Raw genomic sequence first — 21,025 nt, 5'->3', positions numbered from 1 at the left:
GATATTCATGTCAAGCTGCTACCGGTTTATTCCGGTTGAGAAAGTGTTCCATGGTGCTGGCGTCATTGAAAATTTGCCTGCGGAAATCGATCGTTTAGGCGCCAGGAAAGCTGCATTGCTTACCAGTAACAGCCTGTTCGCTTCTCCGGTTATCAAACGCTTGGAACAGCTGTTGGGAAGCCGTTTGGAGGTTGTCCTCTCGGGTACCGTACAGCACGCGCCAAGCCAGTCGATTTTCGAAATCGCTTCCAGGCTGAGGGACCGGGGTATCGACCTGTTAATCAGTTTAGGTGGCGGCACGGTCATCGACTCTGCAAAGGCCATCGCTTTAGTATTGGGAGAGGGCCTCGATGAGCCGCAGCAATTACAATCGTATTCGGTCAAATTCGAGTATCCCGATAAAATCGAAATTCCTCAAGTCAAGCAAAAATTAATACCGCACATCGCCGTTCCAACGACTTTGTCCGCAGCCGAGTTTTCCAACATTATCGGCATTACAGATGAGCACAGGAAGGTAAAGGAACTGTACATCGATGACCAATTGACGCCGAAAGTCGTATATATGGATCCGGAGCTCTGCACGGACACGCCGGACTGGCTGTGGTCGGCCACCGGGATGAGAGCGCTGGATCATGCCATTGAAACCGTTTATTCCAAGCAAACTCACCCCATCACTACGGCACTCGCGCTCCAATCGATCCGGCTGCTGAGCGAATATCTTCCGAAATGTAAAAAAGATCCAGCGGATTTGCAAGCGAAGCTGCAATGTCAAATGGCTGCCTGGATGTCGTTCTTTGGCGTGAGCAACGTGATGATGGGACTCAGCCACGGCATCGGACACCAAATAGGAGCCCATGCCAACGTTGCCCACGGCGTCACTTCCTGCATTATGCTTCCGCATGTCATGCGCTTTTCGCTGCCCTTTACCTTGGAACAGCAAGCCCTGATCAGTGCCGCCATGGGGGGCGAAGTAAGCGGCAGGAGTGTGGAGGAAGCCGCCGCAATGGCTTCGCAGCTGGTGGTCAAACTGGTGGCTGATTTGCAGCTGCCGCTAAGGCTTCGCGATGTCCAGGTGCGCAAAGAGCAGTTTCAACCGATTGCGGAGGACGCCATGCGAGATCTGGTCGTGGCAAGCAGTCCCAGACCTGTACAAGGAACCGGCGAGATTGTAGCTCTTCTCGAAGCCGCATGGTAGGGAAGTGTAATTCATGATAAGAGGTGAGAGACGAATGCGGGGAAGACTGGCAGGGAAAGTAGCGCTTATCACCGGTGCTTCGAGAGGTCTTGGAGCGCTGGAAGCCGTTATGTTCGCCAAAGAAGGAGCGCAGGCCGTTATCGTGTCCGATGTTAGCCAGTCGGCTTTGCAGGAGACGGTGAAGGCGGTGGAAGAACTGGGCGGAGCGACGACTGTTATTCCGCTTGAACTGAATGTCACCCTTGAAGAAGATTGGACCCAGGCGGCAATCTCGATCGAGAAGCGGTTTGGGAAACTGGATATTTTAGTCAACAACGCGGGAATTACCAAGAGGGAACGGTTTGTCGACTGCTCTCTGGCCGATTGGAACCGGGTGATTGCCGTTAACCAGACCGGCGTATTTCTTGGGATGAAATATAGTGCGCCGCTGCTCCGAAAGTCAGGCCGCGGGTCGATTATTAATATGTCGTCGATCGCCGGAGTGACCGGTTATTTTGCAGCTCCCTATACAGCGAGTAAATGGGCGGTGAGAGGAATGACCAAGGCCGCTGCGCAGGAATTTGGCGGTTGGGGAATCAGGGTGAATTCGGTTAATCCCGGCTTCATCTGGACGCCGCTTACGTTACCGGCCAAGCAAATGGTAGAGGCTTTTAACAAAGTGAATGCCCTCGAACGGGCGGGTGAGCCGGAGGAAGTCGCCCAGGCCGTTATTTTTCTCGCTTCCGACGAATCCTCCTACATGACCGGAGGGGAAATAACGCTCGACGGGGGAATGACGGCAGGCGGCGAAATCCGGCTGATCGCCAAGGAACTCGGCATTTATCGTGATGAGTAATCCGTCCTGCCGCTGAACGTTCAGCGTCTCCCTTCCAAGCAGCAAAGAAATGAACCAGGTATTGCCAAAATACCATCCGGTCGGTATAATTATCATAAGGTTAATAAATACCGACCGATCGGTATGTTCCATTGGGGGAAGGTGAAGGCGTTGGTCCATCTTACAGAAATACGCACCCGGTATTGTGAATCGGATGCACTTGGCCATATTAACAATGTCAGCTATTTTATTTATTTTGAGCAGGCGCGCGTCGATTTTTTGCTGGACAGCGGCATGGTACTTCCATCCGAGAAGTTCCCGTTTCTTGTTGCTTCGCTGCATTGTGACTACAAGAAGCAGGTCTACATCAATCAGAGCTTGAAGATCCACACCTATGTCATGGATATCGGCAGATCCAGCTTCAAATTGGGACATGAAATCCATGATAAAGACTCGAACGAGTTGCTGGCAGTAGGCGAAGCGGTCCTGGTGAGTTATGATCTAATTGCGGAGAAAACGACCCGGCTAACCGATGAGCTGCGTTTCAAGCTGGAAAACTATGTTCGAGTAGAAATTAATAACAGTAAAGGTGTGAAATCAAGTGACGTTTGACGGATCTTCAGTGAACCGCAGGCAGGGAAGCGATACAAAAACGGAAATTTTGGACATCGCGTTGTCTCTGTTTGTTAAGAAAGGGTATCATGAAACCTCCATGCAGGATATCGCCGACACAGCCGGTCTAACCAAAGGCGGATTATATTACTACATAAAGAGCAAGGACGACGTACTGTTTTTGCTACACGACCGCTTTATTGTCGAAGGATTAAGACGTTTGCGTCTGGTAGAGGCCGAATCACTTGAGCCTGAGCATAAGCTGATCGAACTGCTGAAGATGCACCTGCAGATCATTGACCAATTCAAGGACGACATTACCCTGTTCTTTAACTGTATGAAGTATTTAAGCGACGACAAAAAGCAGGCCGTACAGGAGAAGCGGGATGAATACGAAGACATCTTCGTGCGCGTCTTGGAAGAAGGCAAGAACAAAGGCGTCTTTAAAGTCGAGGACAGCCACATCGTCGTGCTGTATGTTCTGGGATCCTGCAACTTTATGCATACCTGGTATAAGCCGGGCAAAGGAAAGTCGATCGAGGAGCTGTCGGATATCTTTATTACTCTCATCACCAAAGGCTTATTTCAGTAAAACCGAAAAGGGGACGGTAACGTGAAGATAAGCAAAGAGCGGCTGCTCGAACTTTATGAAACGATGATGAAGATACGAAATTTCGAAGAGAGAGTCTCCGGGCTGTTTGCCGGCGGGCACATTCCCGGATTCCTCCATCTCTATGTCGGGCAGGAAGCGGTGGCGGCCGGTGTTTGCGCCAATCTTCACAAGGACGATTACATCACGAGCACCCACCGCGGACACGGACACTGCATCGCCAAAGGCGCCGACGTCAAACGGATGATGGCCGAATTATTCGGCAAACGGACCGGTTACTGCAAAGGAAAAGGCGGTTCCATGCACGTCGTCGACGTCAACTTGGGGATCCTTGGCGCTAACGGAATCGTCGGTGCGGGCATGCCGATTGCGGTGGGGGCGGCTTTTTCCGCCAAAACCAAGGGCACCGGCCAGGTTGCCGTAGCCTTCTTTGGAGAAGGTGCGACGGGAACGGGCTATTTTCACGAATCGTTGAATTTGGCTGCCGTTCTGAAGCTGCCCGCAATCTTTGTATGCGAGAGCAATCAATATGCGGAATTCACTCCTCGGGAAAAACATTTGCCGGTGAAAACCGTGGCGGAACGAAGCAAAGCGTACGGGATCGAAGGCCATGCTATGAATGGAAATAATGTGGTGGAAGTATTTGAAGAGCTGTCGGCCATTGTGGCCAAGGTGCGTAAGGGAGGAGGACCTGTCATCGTGGAATGCTTCACCAATCGTTGGAGCGGCCACTATGAAGGCGATCCGCAAAAATATCGTCCGGCCGGCGAGGCTGAGGCGTGGAGGAAGAAGGATCCGATCCTCCATGTGGAACAAGTGCTGCGTGAGCAGTATGACGTTGATATAACGGAGCTTGCCGCGATCAAGGATCAGGTCGAGCGCGAAATCGATGAAGCGGAGCGGTTTTCGATGGAAAGCCCGTTGCCCGAAGGCGAAGAAGCGCTGCAGGACGTTTATGCTTCTTAACTTGGGAGGTGGAAGTTTTGGCGGTACTGCGATACAACCAGGCCATTAATTTGGCGTTGAAAGAGGAAATGCACAGGGACGAGAGCATCATTTTGGCCGGAGAGGATATTGCGGCGTCAGGCGGATCGTTCGGCGTGACGCGCGGCTTGATGGAGGAATTCGGCGAAGCCCGGGTTGTCGACACGCCCATCAGTGAAGGTGCGATTATCGGCATGGCCGTCGGTTCCGCCGCCAGCGGGCTCCGGCCGGTCGTCGAAATCATGTTTATGGACTTCATCGGTGTCTGCTTTGACATGATTATCAACCAAACGGCGAAAATGCGGTTTATGTCCGGCGGACAAATGAAAATGCCGCTCGTCATTCGTACGCAGGCCGGGGCGGGATCAAACGCGGGGCCGCAGCATTCGCAAAGCCTGGAAGCGCTGCTTATGCATATTCCCGGACTGAAAGTAGTGATGCCCTCGAACCCTTACGATGCGAAGGGCCTGCTCAAAGCAGCGATACGCGACGATGATCCCGTTATTTTCATTGAGCACAAGATGCTGTACAGCTCGAAGGGAGAGATCCCCGATGAAGAATACACCGTTCCGCTCGGTCAGGCAAAGGTAGTTAAGGAAGGCCGCGATGTGACCGTCATTGCGCTTGGCCAGATGGTCAACAAAGCGCTGCAGGCGGCACAGGTGCTGGAGGAGTCGGGAATCAGCGTGGAGCTGATTGATCCGCGGACGGTTACTCCGCTCGATAAGGAAACGATTCTCGAATCGGTGAAGAAAACGGGAAGGCTCGTTATCGTTCACGAAGCGGTGAAAATCGGCGGAATCGGAGCCGAGCTGGCCGCGATGGTGCAGGAGGAGGCGTTCGACTACCTGGATGCTCCCATTCAAAGGGTCGCCGCTCCGTTCTCGCCTGTACCGTACAGCAAACCGCTCGAGCATTACTATATGCCGAATGAGAATAATATTATCGAAGCGGTTCAGCGAATCTGTGTGGGCAGACAGTTCGCAGCTGCGAAGTAGGGAGGGGGACGGAATGACAAGCGTCAGGCGGATATTCGCTTCTCCACGTGCGAGAGCTCTTGCAGCACAGCAGAACATCCCGTTGCCCGAAGTGGCAGGAAGCGGGCCTTCCGGCCGAATCATTGAACAGGATGTGCAGGTTTACCGTTCGCAGCGTGCAAACATGTCTAGCGGGCCTGCCGAAAGAGATCCAAGCATTCGGCCGGACAAGAAGATTCAAGCCACTCCGCTCGCCAGAGCGATCGCTCAGTTGGAAAACATCGACCTGTCCACGGTAGCGGGATCCGGTGTGAGCGGCAAGATCAGGAGCTCCGATGTACGGCCGCGGAAAGAGGAATCAGCTTCGGCCGGTTTTTCTGCAGAGCGCGTTCCCCCCATGGAAGCAGTTCCGATGACGGGAATGCGTAAAATCATCGCGGAACGGATGGCCTACAGCAAGCAGACGGCTCCCCACGTCACGCTTACGGTGAAAGCGGAAGTGACCCGGCTTGCAGAGCTTCGAAACAAATGGATGCAGGACGGCATGAAGGTGAGCTATACGGATCTTCTGGTGAAAATCGCAGCAGAGAGTTTACGTGCGCATCCGCGTGTCAATGTCTCCATGGAACAGGACGGGATCGTCAGGCATCGACAATGCGATATCGGCGTGGCCGTCGCTTTAGAGGAAGGCTTAATCGTCCCGGTCATTCGTGATGCCGATCGAAGGCGCCTGCAGGACATTTCCAAGGACCTGCAGGATAAGGTCAAACGATCCAAAGAAGGCAAGCTTCGGCGGGATGAAGTGCAGGGCGGCCGGTTCACGATCAGCAACTTGGGCATGTATGAAGTGGATGCGTTCACCCCGATTATCAATCTTCCTGAAAGCGCTATCCTCGGGGTGGGAAGAATGATCGAGGATTTGATCGTACATAACGGGCAAATTCACATCGGGAAAACCATGGTCCTGTCGCTGTCCTTTGACCATCGGGTGATGGATGGCGCACCTGCGGCTTTGTTCTTAAAAAATATAAAAGAGTTGCTGGAGAATCCGGAATCTCTTCAGGACTCTTTGTAGGAGCAGTGAAGATGAAAAAGGAGATTATCGTTCCAAAAGCGGGACTCACCATGACGGAAGCGACCGTTGGACTCTGGCTGGTCTCCGAAGGGGATCCGGTTGAGAAGGACCAAGTCGTTCTGGAGCTTGCGACGGACAAAATTACGGTCGAAGTCACCGCCCCTTACGACGGAATCATGGTCTCTATTCTACACCAGGAAGGGGAAACCGTTGCGACCGGGGAGTGTCTTGCCATTATGGAGACGGAAGCTGCGGAGGCGGAACGGTCTTCAGCTTCACAAGCGGCATCCGGCGCAGCCGGAGAAGGAAAGAAGTACGATGTAGCGGTGATTGGAGCGGGGCCCGGCGGGTACGTCGCCGCTATACGCGCTGCTCAGCTTGGCGGCAAGGTCGCCCTGATCGAGCAACGCGATTTGGGAGGCACCTGCCTGAACACGGGCTGCATTCCGACGAAGACGCTGCTGCGGGCTTCGGAATTCGTCAAAATGCCGAAAACCGCAGCGGAATACGGCGTTTTCTTCGAAAACCCCCGGGTCGATTACTCCCGTTTGATCGATTACAAGGATCAGGTCGTCCGAAAGCTGCAGAACGGCGTCGCGGGACTGCTGCACAAGAATAAAATCGAGCTGCTCAAGGGACTTGGCAGGGTCGTCGATCCGCATACCATTGAAGTGCGGACGGAAGACCGAGAGAGCCATAGGATCGAAGCGAACCATATCATCGTGGCGAGCGGTTCCCAGCCGCACATTCCGGAGATTCCGGGGATGAAGGAGGCAGGCCCGATGACCAGCACCGAAGCGCTTGCCGGCAAAGAACGGCCGAGAAGCGTGGCCATTATAGGCGCCGGCGCGATCGGATGCGAATTTGCCGGTATTTATGCCCCTTTGGGCACAGAAGTTACCCTGATCGAAAGCGCCGATCAAATCCTGCCCGGGATGGACCGGGATCTAGCCCGCGTTCTCGCGGAATCCCTCCATCAGGAACAGGTGCGAATTCTTACTTCCGCAACCGTTACCCGAATCGATATCCATGGCGGCCGTAAGGTCGTACATGTAGAAACCGCCCAAGGCGCACAGGCCATTGAGGTCGATGCCATTCTTGCGGCGACAGGAAGAAGGCCGGATCTGGAACAGATGCGGGAGCTCGGCGTCCGGCTGGAAGGCGGAAAAATCGCCGTGGATGATCAGATGAGAACCAGCATCCCATCCATCTACGCCGTTGGGGACGTCACGGGAATCGAGTTCCTGGCCCATGTTGCCTCCGCTCAAGGAGTCGTCGCAGCCGAAGCCGCCATGGGGCGGCCTTCCAGAATGGACTACCGCACGGTTACCCGCTGTATTTACACGTCTCCCGAGATCGCATCCGTAGGCTTGAACGAGCGGCAGGCCAAAGAGCAGGGACGGGATTATCAGATCGGCAAATACGCTTTTGAAGCAAACGGAAGGGCCATGACTTACGGGGAAACCGCTGGATTTGTGAAAGTACTGCGTGATACCAGGTACGGCGAAATTCTCGGTATCCATATCATCGGCCCGAACGCATCCGAACTTATCGGAGAGGCGATGATGGCCGTCCATTTGGAGGCAACCGCAGAGGAATTTGCATTAGCCATTCACCCGCATCCTACGCTGTCGGAAGTGCTGGTCGAGGCGATTCTCGCGAGCATGGGACGCGGCATCCATTCTTAACCGTGAAGGAGAGATTTGTATGCAGTCTTTTCAATATATCAGGTTGGAAAACAACTCCGGGCTCGCCACGATCGTCCTGGACCGCCCGGAAACATTGAACGCCATCAACGACGCGGTTCTGGATGAGCTGGATCAAGCGTTCACGATGCTGGAGCGGGACGATCAGGCAAGGGTGGTCATGATTACCGGTGGCGGGGATAAAGCGTTTGTAGCCGGCGGAGATATTGCGGCGATGCGGCAGATGAGTGTTCTGGAAGGCGAGAAATTTGTGTACCGCGGACAGGAAGTATTGAAGAAAATAGAAGACTCGCGAAAAGTCGTCATCGCGGCGCTTAACGGCTATACGCTCGGGGGAGGAATGGAACTCGCTTTGGCCTGCGACATTCGAATTGCCTCGGAGAAAGCCAAATTAGGGCTGCCGGAAGTATGCATCGGCCTTTATCCCGGATGGGGCGGCACCCAGCGACTGGTAAGGCTCGTCGGTAAAGGAATCACCAAAGAACTGGTGTTTACCGGAGAACGTCTTTCCGCCGAAGAAGCCAAGGAGCTCGGATTGGTGAACAAAGTCGTGAAGCATGAAGAATTGTTGCCCTACTGCCGGACGCTGGCCGAAAAAATAATAGCCAATAGTCCGATTGCCGTCATGCAGGCGAAAAAAGCGATTAATCAAGGAAGCGAAATTTCTCTGGACCAGGCATTGGTTCTGGAAGCGGAAGCATGGCTTGTCAACTTCAGCACCGAGGACAGAGTAGAGGGTCTAACTTCTTTTCTTGAAAAACGCAAGCCCCATTATGAAGGCAAATAAGCAAAAGGCAGGGTTGATTTATGAAACATATGGGAAATAACAATTTTTCATCCCTTGTGACCCGAGGCGCTTTAAACAACCCGAACAAAGAAGTCATCACCTTCAAGCAGCAAAGAATGACGTACCGCGAGCTTCAGGAAAGAGTCAGCGCCTTAGCGCAAGGGCTGCTTGATCTCGGAGTAAAGAAGGGCGATGTGGTTGCGATTCTCTTATTTAACCACACCGAATATTTTGAAATTATTTTTGCCGCCAACCGGATCGGAGCGATCTTTCTGCCGCTAAACTTCCGCTTAGCCGCCGATGAAATCGCATACATTGCAGACAATGCCGATGCCAAAGCTATTTTCTCAGAAGACTCCTTCCATGAAACGCTGGATTCCATTCGGGGGAATGTGCAGCAGCTTCAGCATTATATTACGCTGTCCGCCAACGAACCGTCCGGTTGGACCCGATACGAACAATTGATAGAAACGAACCGGGGCGCCGACGTTCAGGACGCGCACGTCGAACTGGACGACCTGCACCGCTTGATGTATACGTCCGGCACGACTTCCCGGCCCAAAGGCGTCATGATTACCTATGGAAATCTGTACTGGAAAAATATCGGCCATATTTGGGAATTCAATATTACGCCGGACGACAAAACGTTAATCTCCGGGCCATTGTATCATGTCGGAGCGCTCGACTTGACGGCAACCGGCACCCTCTATCGCGGTGGAAGCATCGTCATTGTCAACAAGTTCAATACGCTTGAAGTGCTGGAGACGATCCAGAGAGAGAAGCCGACGAACATCTGGCTGGCTCCCGCCATGGTCAACATGATTCTGCAGGAACCGACGACGGATCAATATCAGCTGGATTCGATCCGTTACATTATCGCGGGCGGGGAACGAATGCCGGAGCCGCTCATCCAAAAAATCCAGCAGTTGTTTAAAAACGCCTGGTTTTGCGACGCGTACGGATTAACCGAAACGGTGTCGGGGGACACCTTCATGCCGAGCAGCATGACGTTTGAGAAGCTCGGCTCGGTCGGGCGGCCCTGCCTGCATCTCGATCTGAAAATCGTAGATGAGCAGGGACATGAAGTTTCCCCGGGCGAGGTGGGCGAAATCGTATTGCGGGGACCGAAAATCTCAAAAGGATATTGGAAAAACCCGGAGGCTACCGGGAAAACGTTTAAAGACGGCTGGTTTTTCACAGGAGACATGGGCAGACTGGACGCGGACGGCTTCCTGTTTATCGTAGACCGCAAGAAAGATATGATCATCAGCGGCGGAGAAAATATCGCATCGCTGGAGGTGGAACGCGTTCTTTATGAACTTCCGACAGTACTTGAAGCTTCTGTAATCGGGGTACCGAACGACAGGTGGGGAGAAGTGCCGAAGGCGTTCGTCGTCGTGAAGCCGGGGGCAACCCTGACCGCAGAAGAAATTCAAGAGCATTGTATGTCCAGACTGGCTAAATTCAAAGTGCCGAAAGAAGTGGAATTCATAGATAAACTTCCGCGGAATCCGTCCGGTAAAGTGCTGAAAAGACTATTGAGGGAATAGAAGGAGGATGAATCTGAATGAATTTTGAAATAACCGACGAACAAAAAATGATGCGGGACGGCGTTCGACAAATAGCTGAAGATTTCGGGCTGGACTATTGGCGGGAAAAGGACGACAAGCACGAATTCGTCTCTGAATTATGGAGCGAGCTCGGCAAAAACGGTTATATCGGTGTGGCCGTTCCGGAGAAATTCGGCGGAGTCGGACTTGGGATGATGGAAATGACCATGGTGATCGAGGAGCTGGCTAAAGGGGGGGCCGGGTCCACGGTAGCACAGCTGTTTATGCTCACTCCCGTTTTCGGCGGAGTGACGATCGATCTTCACGGCAGCGAAGCGCAAAAGGAACAGTATCTGACGAAGATGTCCGCCGGACAGCTTAATTTCTGCATGGCGCTGACGGAGCCGAACGCAGGCAGCAACTCGCTTGAGATCACGACGATTGCCAGGAAAGAAGAAGATCATTACGTGATCAACGGTCAAAAAATTTGGATATCCGGTGCCGATGTGGCTGATAAAATGCTGATCGTCGCCCGAACGACAAAGCGCAGCGAAGTGCAGAAAAAAACCGAAGGAATCAGCCTCTTCCTGGTGGATACCAAGGACCCCGCCATTACGCTTCAGCCTATTGAGAAAGTGGGGACCCGCTGTGTGCGGTCCGATACGGTATTTATCGAAAATTTGAGAGTGCATAAAGACAACCTGATCGGAGAAGAAGGCAAAGGCTGGTCATACCTTGTGGATACGCTTAACGCAGAACGGATTGTGACGACAGCCGGGCTCATTGGGACGGGGCAGCTCGCTCTGCAGCTCGCGGTGAATTACGCGAAAGAACGGGTGGTGTTTAACAACACCCCGATCGGCGCTTATCAAGGCATCCAATTCCCGCTTGCGAAAATTCGGGCCGAACTGGAGCTGGCGCAGCTGATGAATTATAAAGCCGCATGGCTCTATGATCAGAAGAAACCGAACGGCACCGAAGCGAACATGGCCAAATTAATCGCCGCCGAAGCAGCCTTCCATGCTTGCGACCGGGCCATGCAGGTAATGGGCGGGTATGGCTATGCGAAAGAATACCACATTGAACGGTTGTGGCGCGACGTCAGACTTTTCAAAATCGCCCCCGTATCTGAAGAAATGATATTGAATTATATCTCGCAGCATGATCTCGGTCTGCCGCGGTCTTATTAACTTTCGTTTGCCTTGATGGATTGCGGAGGAGGAGTGAAGGATGGACATCTTGGTTTTGCTGAAACAGAGCTTAGGCACGGAAGAAAAAATTTTCATCGAGAACAAGAAGATCAAAGAGGATGACGCGGAATTTGTGATCAATCCTTATGACGAATATGCGGTGGAGGAAGCGATCCGCTGGAAGGACGAATTAGGCGGTGAAGTGACCGTGCTTACCGTGGGACCGTCCAGAGCCGAAAGCGCGCTCAGGACTGCGCTGGCTATGGGGGCAGACCAAGCGATACACGTGATATCCGAGGAAAGCCAGCATGATGAAGCGGCGATTGCCAGCATCATCGCCAAAGCCATCTACGGGAAATCCTACGATTTGATTCTTGCCGGAAATATGGCCATTGATTCGGGAGCCGGCCAGGTTGCCGTACGTGTCGCCGAACGGCTCGGGATTCCCCACGTGTCGACGATTACGAAACTAACCATCGACGGCAACCGAGCCGCCATTGAGCGTGATGTAGAGGGTGACGTAGAGGCAGTGGAGGTCGACCTTCCTTTGCTGGCGACCGCCCAGCAGGGATTAAATGAACCCCGTTATCCGTCTCTGCCCGGCATCATGAAGGCGAAGAAGAAGCCGCTTCAGCAGCTGACCGTCGCCGATCTGAACATGAAGCCGGAAGAATTGCAGATCTATACCCAGGTTGTCGATCAATATTTGCCTTCCCCGAAGCAGGCCGGTCGCATGCTCCAGGGAGAGTTGAAGGATCAGGTGAAGGAACTGGTACATTCGCTGCGCAGCAAAGAAAAGGTCGTATAGGGAGAGATTGATGATGAGTAGAAAAGTGCTGGTAGTCGGGGAAACAAAAGACGGGCATTTGCGACATGTAACGTTCGAAGCTTTGACGGCCGGCAGAAGACTGGCAGACGGCGGACCGTTGATAGCCGCACTCTTTGGATCAGACGCTGAATCGTATGCTGAAGAAATAAGCAAGTACGGCGCGGAACAGCTTTACGCGATTTCCGGTGAAGGGGCCCATCCAACCAATGAATACTGCACCGAGGCACTCTTTCAACTCATTCAGGAGATACGTCCCGATGCCATACTGATGGGTCATACGTCGGCAGGCAGAGATATCGCTCCCAGACTCGCTGCGCGTATGGGTGTCGGATTGATCTCGGATTGCATTGGAATGGAAGTGACGGGAGAAGACGTTTTCTTTACAAGGGCGGTCTATTCCGGTAAAGCGTTCCAAATCAAGTCATTCCGCAGCGGCACGATCTATGCCACGCTGCGCCCGAATAACATTGACGTCTCCGAAGCTCCTGCCCAAACCGCTGCGGCTGTTTTCCGTCCGGACGTCAAAGATCTGAAAGTGCTGGTCAAAGACATCGTTCGCAGAACGTCGAGCGGCGTGGATTTGAGCGAAGCCAAAATCATTGTAGCCGGAGGCCGGGGAGTGAAGAGCGCGGAAGGCTTCGAACCGCTCCGTGAGCTCGCAGCTGTGCTGGGAGCCGCTGTGGGCGCCTCCCGGGCGGCATGTGATTCGGGATTCTGCAACTATGCGCTGCAAATCGGCCAGACGGGTAAAGTGGTAACCCCGGACTTATACATTGCCTGCGGCATTTCCGGTGCTATTCAGCACCTGGCCGGCATGTCCAATTCGAAGGTGATTGTCGCCATCAATAAAGACCGCGAGGCTCCGATATTCAAGATTGCGGATTACGGCATCGTGGGCGACCTGTTTGAAGTTGTCCCTATGCTGACGGAGGCCTTTAAGCAAACCTTGCACGATGCGGCGGGTTGACCGCTGACGGAAGACCCGGATGTAAAAACAAACAGCGACAAGTAAGGTACCCGCAGAGGATGGGGGAATGATCATGCTGTCACTTTTAAATTTCATAGCCTTTCTCGCTGTAACCGGATATGCGCTGTACCTTGCCGCTCATGTCATCTACAGCCGCATCATGTTCATTCAACTAGGCAAAAAATCGAACTTGCGAAAAGATACCGCGGTCCGGATCAACGAGTTTCTCGTTCATCTATTCGGGCAGCGAAAACTTTTCAAGGACGCCAAAAGCGGCGTCATGCACTTTATCCTGTTTTACGGCTTTATCATCCTTCAGTTCGGGGCTATCGAGCTCATGATCAAAGGATTTATCAAAGGCTTTGAATATCCGATCGGGGAATTTCATCCCTATTTCAGCGTTCTCCAGGAAGTCACTACGTTACTCGTCCTTCTTGCTGCGCTTTATGCCTTTTACCGCCGTTATATAGAAAGACTGGCGCGGTTGAAAAGGGGATTCAAAGCGGGCCTCGTCATCATGTTCCTCTCGGTTTTGATGTTCTCGATCTTGATGAGCCTGGCTTTTGAGCATCTTTGGCTCGGGAATACGGGAAGCCCCTATGCTCCGATTTCTTCGATCATCGCGGGTTGGTTCGCCGGCATCGGTCCGGCTGCGGCGGGCGTAGGATTCTATGTGTTCTGGTGGATTCATCTGCTCACCCTGCTGTCGTTTGCCGTCTATGTCCCGCAGTCCAAGCACGCGCATATCATTTTTGCACCCGTGAACGTCTATCTGCGGGATACGAAACCGGCAGGAAAGCTGACTTCTATAAATTTCGAGGATGAAACGCAGGAAACATACGGGGTTGGCAAAATCGAAGAGTTCCGCCAAAACCAGTTGATGGATCTGTATGCCTGTGTCGAGTGTGGGCGCTGCACCCAGATGTGTCCGGCTTCGGGTACGGGAAAAACGTTGTCGCCGATGGACGTCATCACCAAGATGAGGGATCATTTAACGGAAAAGGGAGCGGCCATCACCTCCCGGACAGCGTGGATGCCTGGTTTCGTCTTCAAAGATACCGGAGCGGATACGCTGGTCAAGAAGGCGGGGACGACGGATTCACTAGCGGCAAATCTGGTCGGAGAGGTGATCACCGAGGAGGAATTGTGGGCCTGTACGACCTGCCGGAACTGCGAAGATCAGTGCCCGGTGGCCAATGAGCATGTCGAAATGATTATCGATATGCGCCGTCATCTCGTATTAACGGAAGGCCGTATGCCGTCCGAAGCGGTCCGTTATTTCCAGAACGTCGAGCGGCAGAGCAATCCGTGGGGAATCAGCCGGACAGAGCGGATCCTATGGCGTGAAGGGCGGGAGGATATCGTCGTCCCGACGGTTAAGGAAGTGGATGAATTTGAGTATTTATTCTTTGTCGGCTCCATGGGCTCTTACGATCAGCGAACGCAGAAGGTGGCGCAGTCTTTCGCCAAAATCATGAATGCGGCTGGAATTCCATTCGCCATTCTGGGTAATGAGGAGCACAATTCGGGGGATACGGCCCGCCGGATGGGCAATGAATTTCTATTCCAGCAGTTGTGCGAGAAAAATATCGCCAATTTTGAAAAGTATGGGGTGAAGAAAATTGTCACGATCTGCCCGCATACGTACAACACGTTCAAGAATGAGTATCCGGAATTTGGGCTGGAAGCGGAAGTTTATCACCATACGGAGCTGATCTGGACATGGATGGAAGAAGGGAGAATCAAACCGACCAAACAGGTCCATGAAGCCATTGCTTACCACGATTCCTGTTACCTCGGCCGGTACAACGGAATTTATGAGATCCCGCGTAAAATCCTTCAGTCCATTTCGGGTGTGGAGCTGCTGGAGATGGAACGGAACCGGCAGGATTCGATGTGCTGCGGGGCCGGCGGCGGCATGATGTGGATGGAGGAAACGCAGGGCAAACGCGTCAACCTCGCGCGGACCGAGCAGGCGCTGCGCGTGAACCCGACAGCGATCGGAAGCAACTGTCCGTACTGCTTGACGATGATGAGCGATGGCGTCAAAGCGAAAGAAGCGGAAGAACGGGTCGCGACACTGGATATTTCGGAAATCGTGGAGCGTGCTCTTGCATGAACAATTCCGGTTCAAGTGCTGCATGTAAACGGCGGACTTTTTATGGAGTAAAGGAGAGGAGGGACCGGGATGACGAGAAGGGACGCCGTTATTGTGAGCGCCGTTCGTACGGCCATCGGCAGTTTTAACGGGAGCTTAGCCGCTGTACCGGCTACGGAGCTTGGATCGGTTGTGATCCAAAGCGCGATTGACCGTTCAGGAGTCGCTGCCCATGAAGTGGATGAAATTATAATGGGGAATGTATACCAGGCCGGATTGGGACAAAATCCCGCCCGTCAGGCTGCGGTCAAAGCCGGCCTGCCGGAATCCATTCCGGCGATGACCATCAATAAGGTATGTGGTTCGGGTCTTAAAGCCGTGCATTTAGCGGCACAGGCCATTTGGGCTGGAGAAGCCGAAGCCGTTTTGGCGGGTGGAATGGAAAATATGAGCAGAGCGCCGTATTTGTTGGAGAACGCCAGAAGCGGCTTCCGGATGGGGGACCAGCAGGTGGTCGACAGCCTCATTCGCGACGGATTATGGTGCGCGTTTCATGACTATCACATGGGGATCACGGCAGAGAACCTGTGCGAGAAGTACGCCATTTCCCGGGAAGCGCAGGATGAATTCGCAGCCTGGAGCCAGCAAAAAGCGGAAACGGCGACAGCCCAAGGGAAATTCAGGGATGAAATCGCTCCTGTTCGGATTCCGCAAAGAAAAGGCGACGCCCTTGTCTTTGAAACGGATGAATTTCCCCGTAAAGGCGTCACGGCTGAGGACCTCGGCCAATTAAAACCGTCCTTTATCAAGAATGGAACCGTGACTGCGGGCAACGCCTCGGGCATCAATGACGGGGCTGCGTGCCTGCTTATCATGAGCAGGGAAAAGGCGCAAAAGCTCGGAATACCTCCACTAGGGGTTATAAAAGCCAACGCTTCCGCAGGGGTTGATCCTAGTGTCATGGGACTCGGTCCCGTACCGGCCACGCGGAAAGCGCTGCACAAAGTAGGCCTCTCCCTCGAAGATATAGACCTGATCGAAGCGAATGAAGCTTTTGCCGTACAGGCTCTTGCCGTTGACCGGGAGCTCAAATTCAACAGAAGCAAGTTAAATGTAAACGGCGGTGCGATCGCGATCGGACATCCCATTGGCGCGAGCGGCGCCCGGATTCTGGTTACACTGCTTTATGAAATGAAGCGCCGGTCCTCCCGGTATGGTCTTGCTACGCTGTGCATAGGCGGAGGCCAGGGCATAGCAACGATTGTTGAAAGGGAATAAATCGAACCCTCACGTATTAAGATCCCCGTATAATGGGGATTTTTTAATTTTAAGCAGGGAAATGTCGGCAACAAGGAGAGTTCGGGTTACTTGACCAGCGTAGACGCACTTTTCTATATCCAACTAATACGATGGGAATATGTATTTTTTTATTGACAAATAAACCGTCCGGACGGTATAGTAATCAACAGGGGGCTATCATATGACATCAAACTCAAAACGTGACGCAATATTGAAAGTAGCTTGTCGCCTCGTGAGGGAAAAAGGAGCTTTGCAGCTTACATTGGATGCCGTCGCCAAAGAAGCTGGCGTAAGCAAAGGCGGTCTCTTATACCATTTTCCATCCAAAGAGCTACTCATTCAGGCTATTTTAAGCGATTTTCTGGACCGATTCGATTCGGACACAACGGAGGAAGCTGTGCGTAATACCAATCTGAACAATGGGTGGGCACAAGCTTATTTGATTAAAACATTTGAGATTAGCAAGGATGATCTGGAAATGAGTTCGGGCGTTTTGGCAGCCGCCGCAAACAACCCGGAGCTGCTGGAACCGATGCGCCAACGCTATATAACCTGGCAGAATCGAATGGCTGCCGAGTGTTCAAATCCTGTTCAGGCTACGGTGGCCAGGCTGGCCGGAGACGGATTATTTTTCTGTGAACTGTTCGGATTTGCGCCGCTGGATGAAGAATTGCGATCATCTGTCCTCGCTTATCTCATGAAAATGACCGAAAAGCAGGACGCCTAGCATGCCTTGGTTCTATGTGCTAGTTGGCGGTGTCATGGATGTTGGCTGGGCCATTGGGTTGAAATTGTCGCAAGGATTCTCCAATCCGCTCCTAAGCATAGCAACCATTATATGTATCCTCATCAGTTATGGATGTTATGTCAAATCGATCCGGATGCTTCCAGCGGGAACCGCATATGCGGTTTTTACCGGTGTAGGCGGAGCGGGGACTGTGATCGCAGGGATGCTGTTTTTGAATGAACCCGCAGATTGGATGAGAATAGGCTTTATTTCGTTCATGTTTTTCGGCATCCTTGGTTTAAAAAGCATGGAAGCCAAAGAACCCCCTGTAAACCAAACAACGACCCGTTATCGGGAGGAATTATAAAATTGGATTGGATTTGTTTGATCGTCGCCGGTTTGTTAGAGGTTGTCAGTGTCGTGTTGATGAAGAGGCTGCATGGATTCAGGCTGAACAAGACCACCCTTATCTGTATAGCAACCTTGGGAGGCAGTCTCTTTTTACTTTCATTATCTCTTGCTTCCATTCCGGTCGGCACCGCTTATGCCATATGGACGGGTATAGGGTCTGTAGGCGCAGTGATTGTGGGCATGATTTTTTTTAATGAAAGCTACAGCCTGAGAAAAACTATGTATATCGCCATGATTGTCATTGGCATTGTTGGATTAAAATTGACTTCTTGAGGAATAAAGGTGTCTACCCATCTGAGCAGGGTGCACCACGCATTATATCCCACTATATATCTATGGATACTTGGTTATTTTCACAGCGTGTATGGAAAGGAGTAGACAGATGGGATGGCAGAAGTACCCGTGCGAAACTTAAAAAAGAGACGTTCTAAAGCGAGCAGCACGATTTATTACGGTATTTCCGCGTTGTCCGTTTTGATCGCTCTTATCTTATGGCTGCTGGCCAGCACGAAGGGTTGGGTGAACCCGCTATTCGTTCCGTCTCCGGCTGCGGTCTGGACAGCATTTCTCGATATTGCGCGCGAAGGCTATAAAGGAGTGTCGTTGGCAGGACACATTGGCGCCAGTATGAAACGTTTGTTTCTGGCGTTGGCAGCTGCCTGTATAACTGCTGTGCCGTTAGGCATCCTATGCGGCCGATTGAGGTGGCTTCGAGCCATTGTCGACCCCTTTATTGAGTTCTATCGTCCGCTTCCGCCTCTTGCGTATTATTCGCTGCTAGTCCTTTGGTTTGGCATTACCGATACATCCAAAATCATCCTGCTGTTCTTGGGCGCATTCGCACCGCTGTTCATTACGACGGTCTATAGCAGTCAGCGCATACCGATCGATCGAATCCATGGAGCCAAGTCGTTGGGTGCATCCGGCTGGAATATATACCTGTATGTCATATTCCCTTCGTGTCTTCCGGATATATTAACAGGGCTTCGTACGGCTGTTGGTGTTACTTATGCCACACTGGTAGCTGCCGAGATGATTGCGGCTGTATCCGGGATCGGTTGGATGGTGTTGGACGCAAGTAAATTTTTACGAAGTGATATTATTTATGCGGCTATTATGATGATGGGGATTATTGCAGTCCTTATTGACGCCTTGCTCCGGAGACTTATTCGTTGGGCATCGCCATGGACGGAAGGGCAGTAGATACACACGAAGATGAAGATGATAGGGAGAGAGGTCTCATGTTGATTCATAAGTCAAAGAAACAAATACATACCGCTATCTTATTATTAATTACGTTGATGATGGTCATATCCGGTTGCGGTAGTGCCGGTACGGCGAACTCCCCATCCGCAGCTGAGGAAAGCACAGCCAAGCCGACAGCTGCTGGAGCACAAGACCCTGGCAAAGCCAGTGAGCTTCCTAAAGAAATCAGAATCGGCTATCAGGTTTCACCAAACGGGGAACTGCTGGCCAAAGCGCTGGGATTAGCGGAAAAGAGATTCCCGGATGTTAAAGTTTCGTGGCTGAAATTCGACTCCGGTCGCGACGTGAATGTAGCCATGGCTGCGGGAGGAATTGATTTAGGTCTGGTCGGAACACCACCGGGCGCATCCGGGATCGCACAAGGGCTTCCTTATCAAATTTATTATATTCACGACGTCATCGGCGAGAGCGAAGCGCTGGTCGTGAAGAACAATTCGGGTATCCAATCGTTGCAAGATTTGAAAGGCAAAACGATTGCCACGACCTTTGGTTCGACCTCTCATTTCAGTCTGCTGTCTGCGCTTAAGCAAGAGAATGTCGACCCCAAAGAAGTGAAGATCATCGATATGCAAGCGCCAGATCTTCTGGCAGCCTGGCAGCGTGGCGATATCGTCGGCGGATTCACATGGCAGCCTGTGCAGTCCAAACTGCTTGCAAACGACGGAAAGGTGATTATTACCTCGAAGCAGATAGCGGACAAAGGGGCATTAACCGGAGAGTTCGGCGTCGTTCGTAAAGATTTTGTCAGCAAATACCCGGAAGTCGTGAAAGGGTATATCGCCGTATTGGATGAAGCAAGCAACTATTATATCGATCATCCGAAAGAAGCGTCTGAGGCACTTTCGAAGGAACTCGGTCTTAGTCCGGAGGAAAGCCTGAAGGCGATGAAGGAAATTATCGTGCTGAACGCAGCCGACCAGACGAATGCCAAATATATGGGAACCAAGGACAATCCGGGTGAATTCGCTAAGCTATTAAAGGCAACAGCCGATTTTTTGGTCGAGCAAAAATCGATTACCAAGTCTCCTGAAATTAGCGTATACCAAGAAGCGATTCGTAACGATTTGTATCAAAAATAAGAAGGAGGAGATCCTTTTGTTCGGTCAACATAACGCTGCTGCTGAACGGGATGTTCTCCTGCATGAACTCCAGGGCATTTCGCTTCAAGACATTTCCTTGGAGTTTCATCATACGACAACACCCGTTCGGGCGCTGGATGGTATTCAGTTGCGTATGAAAAAGAACGAGTTTGTCTGTGTATTGGGACCTTCAGGCTGCGGCAAATCTTCACTGCTCCATATTATCGCAGGTTATGTCAAGCCGACTACCGGGACGGTCCATATCGACGGCACGGAACATAACAAACCGGATTCAAAGGTGGGCGTGGTTTTCCAGCATGCCAACCTGTTCCCCTGGCTCTCCATATCGGGCAACATTGAATTCGGCCTGAAGATGGGGAAAGTCCGGAAGGCGGAGCGTAAGCTTAGAGTCAAACAATACTTACAGCTTGTAGGATTGGATCACTATGCATCCTTGCTTCCACACCAATTATCCGGGGGGATGAAGCAGCGTGCGGCGATCGCTCGTACGCTAGCTACTGAGCCCGACATTATTTTGCTGGATGAACCGTTCAGCGCGCTGGATGCGTTAACCCGGGAATCGATGCAGCAGCATATGCGCGAGATATGGAGACAAACGCAAAAATGCCTGTTTTTTATAACGCATGATGTGGATGAAGCACTTCTGCTGGCTAGCCGCATTATTATCATGCACCCTAGTCCAGGCCGAATTGTGCAAGACTTCGACAATCCGCTTCATTTGAAATTCGCGGACGAATCTTTTGAACATATTCGGTCCACGAGGGAATTCGCGGAACTGCGAACATTTCTGTTCACACAAATAGCTTCGCATAAGGAATAACTACCATT

21 protein-coding genes are annotated in these 21,025 nt (G+C 52.1%); all 21 read left to right on the top strand.

The window, feature by feature from the left end; all coding sequences use genetic code 11:
* The first annotated feature begins 7 nt into the window (after positions 1–7).
* The 21 genes from ACZ439_RS26580 to ACZ439_RS26480 all read left to right on the top strand — a co-directional run bounded on the left by ACZ439_RS26580 (position 8) and on the right by ACZ439_RS26480 (position 21,017).
* Complete coding sequence (locus tag ACZ439_RS26580) at positions 8–1,195, top strand: iron-containing alcohol dehydrogenase (protein ID WP_164751743.1); 1,188 nt, start codon at positions 8–10, stop codon at positions 1,193–1,195.
* A 34-nt stretch (positions 1,196–1,229) separates the two neighbouring features.
* A complete protein-coding gene (locus ACZ439_RS26575; RefSeq protein WP_054798977.1) occupies positions 1,230–2,030 on the top strand; it encodes an SDR family NAD(P)-dependent oxidoreductase in 801 nt (266 codons plus the stop codon).
* A gap of 150 nt (positions 2,031–2,180) precedes the next feature.
* Positions 2,181–2,621 (top strand): acyl-CoA thioesterase, encoded by a 441-nt coding sequence (locus ACZ439_RS26570; protein ID WP_181410097.1) that lies wholly within the window; start codon positions 2,181–2,183, stop codon positions 2,619–2,621.
* The gene (locus ACZ439_RS26565; protein ID WP_141334692.1) at positions 2,611–3,213 is read left to right on the top strand and encodes a TetR/AcrR family transcriptional regulator; all 603 of its coding nucleotides are present in this window, start codon (positions 2,611–2,613) and stop codon (positions 3,211–3,213) included. The genes ACZ439_RS26570 and ACZ439_RS26565 overlap by 11 nt, the downstream gene beginning before the upstream one ends.
* 21 nt (positions 3,214–3,234) lie before the next feature.
* Positions 3,235–4,197 (top strand): thiamine pyrophosphate-dependent dehydrogenase E1 component subunit alpha, encoded by a 963-nt coding sequence (locus ACZ439_RS26560; protein ID WP_054795503.1) that lies wholly within the window; start codon positions 3,235–3,237, stop codon positions 4,195–4,197.
* A 17-nt stretch (positions 4,198–4,214) separates the two neighbouring features.
* Entirely contained in the window at positions 4,215–5,213 is a 999-nt protein-coding gene (locus tag ACZ439_RS26555; protein ID WP_054795504.1) for an alpha-ketoacid dehydrogenase subunit beta, read from the top strand.
* Between the two features lie 13 nt (positions 5,214–5,226).
* The gene (locus tag ACZ439_RS26550; protein ID WP_164751746.1) at positions 5,227–6,267 is read left to right on the top strand and encodes a 2-oxo acid dehydrogenase subunit E2; all 1,041 of its coding nucleotides are present in this window, start codon (positions 5,227–5,229) and stop codon (positions 6,265–6,267) included.
* 11 nt (positions 6,268–6,278) lie between these two features.
* Positions 6,279–7,955 (top strand): dihydrolipoyl dehydrogenase, encoded by a 1,677-nt coding sequence (lpdA, locus tag ACZ439_RS26545; protein WP_054795526.1) that lies wholly within the window; start codon positions 6,279–6,281, stop codon positions 7,953–7,955.
* Between the two features lie 19 nt (positions 7,956–7,974).
* Positions 7,975–8,760, top strand: coding sequence for an enoyl-CoA hydratase/isomerase family protein (locus tag ACZ439_RS26540; protein WP_464620423.1), 786 nt, complete (start codon positions 7,975–7,977; stop codon positions 8,758–8,760).
* A gap of 20 nt (positions 8,761–8,780) precedes the next feature.
* On the top strand, positions 8,781–10,310 hold the full coding sequence (gene menE / locus ACZ439_RS26535) for an o-succinylbenzoate--CoA ligase (protein ID WP_464620422.1): 1,530 nt from the start codon (positions 8,781–8,783) through the stop codon (positions 10,308–10,310).
* A 17-nt stretch (positions 10,311–10,327) separates the two neighbouring features.
* The gene (locus tag ACZ439_RS26530; RefSeq protein WP_127605990.1) at positions 10,328–11,500 is read left to right on the top strand and encodes an acyl-CoA dehydrogenase family protein; all 1,173 of its coding nucleotides are present in this window, start codon (positions 10,328–10,330) and stop codon (positions 11,498–11,500) included.
* A gap of 40 nt (positions 11,501–11,540) precedes the next feature.
* Positions 11,541–12,308, top strand: a complete 768-nt coding sequence (locus ACZ439_RS26525) for an electron transfer flavoprotein subunit beta/FixA family protein (RefSeq protein WP_155614038.1) — start codon at positions 11,541–11,543, stop codon at positions 12,306–12,308.
* A gap of 13 nt (positions 12,309–12,321) precedes the next feature.
* Positions 12,322–13,296 (top strand): electron transfer flavoprotein subunit alpha/FixB family protein, encoded by a 975-nt coding sequence (locus tag ACZ439_RS26520; RefSeq protein ID WP_054795506.1) that lies wholly within the window; start codon positions 12,322–12,324, stop codon positions 13,294–13,296.
* A 73-nt stretch (positions 13,297–13,369) separates the two neighbouring features.
* Positions 13,370–15,415 (top strand): (Fe-S)-binding protein, encoded by a 2,046-nt coding sequence (locus tag ACZ439_RS26515; protein ID WP_464620421.1) that lies wholly within the window; start codon positions 13,370–13,372, stop codon positions 15,413–15,415.
* A gap of 69 nt (positions 15,416–15,484) precedes the next feature.
* Complete coding sequence (locus ACZ439_RS26510) at positions 15,485–16,672, top strand: acetyl-CoA C-acetyltransferase (protein ID WP_054798980.1); 1,188 nt, start codon at positions 15,485–15,487, stop codon at positions 16,670–16,672.
* A gap of 202 nt (positions 16,673–16,874) precedes the next feature.
* Complete coding sequence (locus tag ACZ439_RS26505; protein WP_127605998.1) at positions 16,875–17,420, top strand: TetR/AcrR family transcriptional regulator; 546 nt, start codon at positions 16,875–16,877, stop codon at positions 17,418–17,420.
* 1 nt (position 17,421) lies between these two features.
* On the top strand, positions 17,422–17,787 hold the full coding sequence (locus ACZ439_RS26500; RefSeq protein WP_127606000.1) for a DMT family transporter: 366 nt from the start codon (positions 17,422–17,424) through the stop codon (positions 17,785–17,787).
* A 2-nt stretch (positions 17,788–17,789) separates the two neighbouring features.
* Complete coding sequence (locus ACZ439_RS26495) at positions 17,790–18,104, top strand: DMT family transporter (RefSeq protein WP_127606002.1); 315 nt, start codon at positions 17,790–17,792, stop codon at positions 18,102–18,104.
* Between the two features lie 114 nt (positions 18,105–18,218).
* Positions 18,219–19,034 carry an ABC transporter permease gene (locus ACZ439_RS26490; RefSeq protein ID WP_464620420.1) on the top strand — a complete coding sequence of 272 codons (816 nt, stop codon included), beginning with the start codon at positions 18,219–18,221 and terminating at the stop codon, positions 19,032–19,034.
* 38 nt (positions 19,035–19,072) lie between these two features.
* Positions 19,073–20,176, top strand: a complete 1,104-nt coding sequence (locus tag ACZ439_RS26485) for a taurine ABC transporter substrate-binding protein (RefSeq protein WP_236595895.1) — start codon at positions 19,073–19,075, stop codon at positions 20,174–20,176.
* A 16-nt stretch (positions 20,177–20,192) separates the two neighbouring features.
* Entirely contained in the window at positions 20,193–21,017 is an 825-nt protein-coding gene (locus ACZ439_RS26480; protein ID WP_464620419.1) for an ABC transporter ATP-binding protein, read from the top strand.
* The last annotated feature ends 8 nt before the right edge of the window (positions 21,018–21,025 follow it).

This window comes from Paenibacillus sp. JCM 9796, assembly GCF_055379675.1.
The sequence above is the reverse complement of the archived record's forward strand: the minus strand, read 5'-3'. Positions and strand labels throughout refer to the sequence as shown.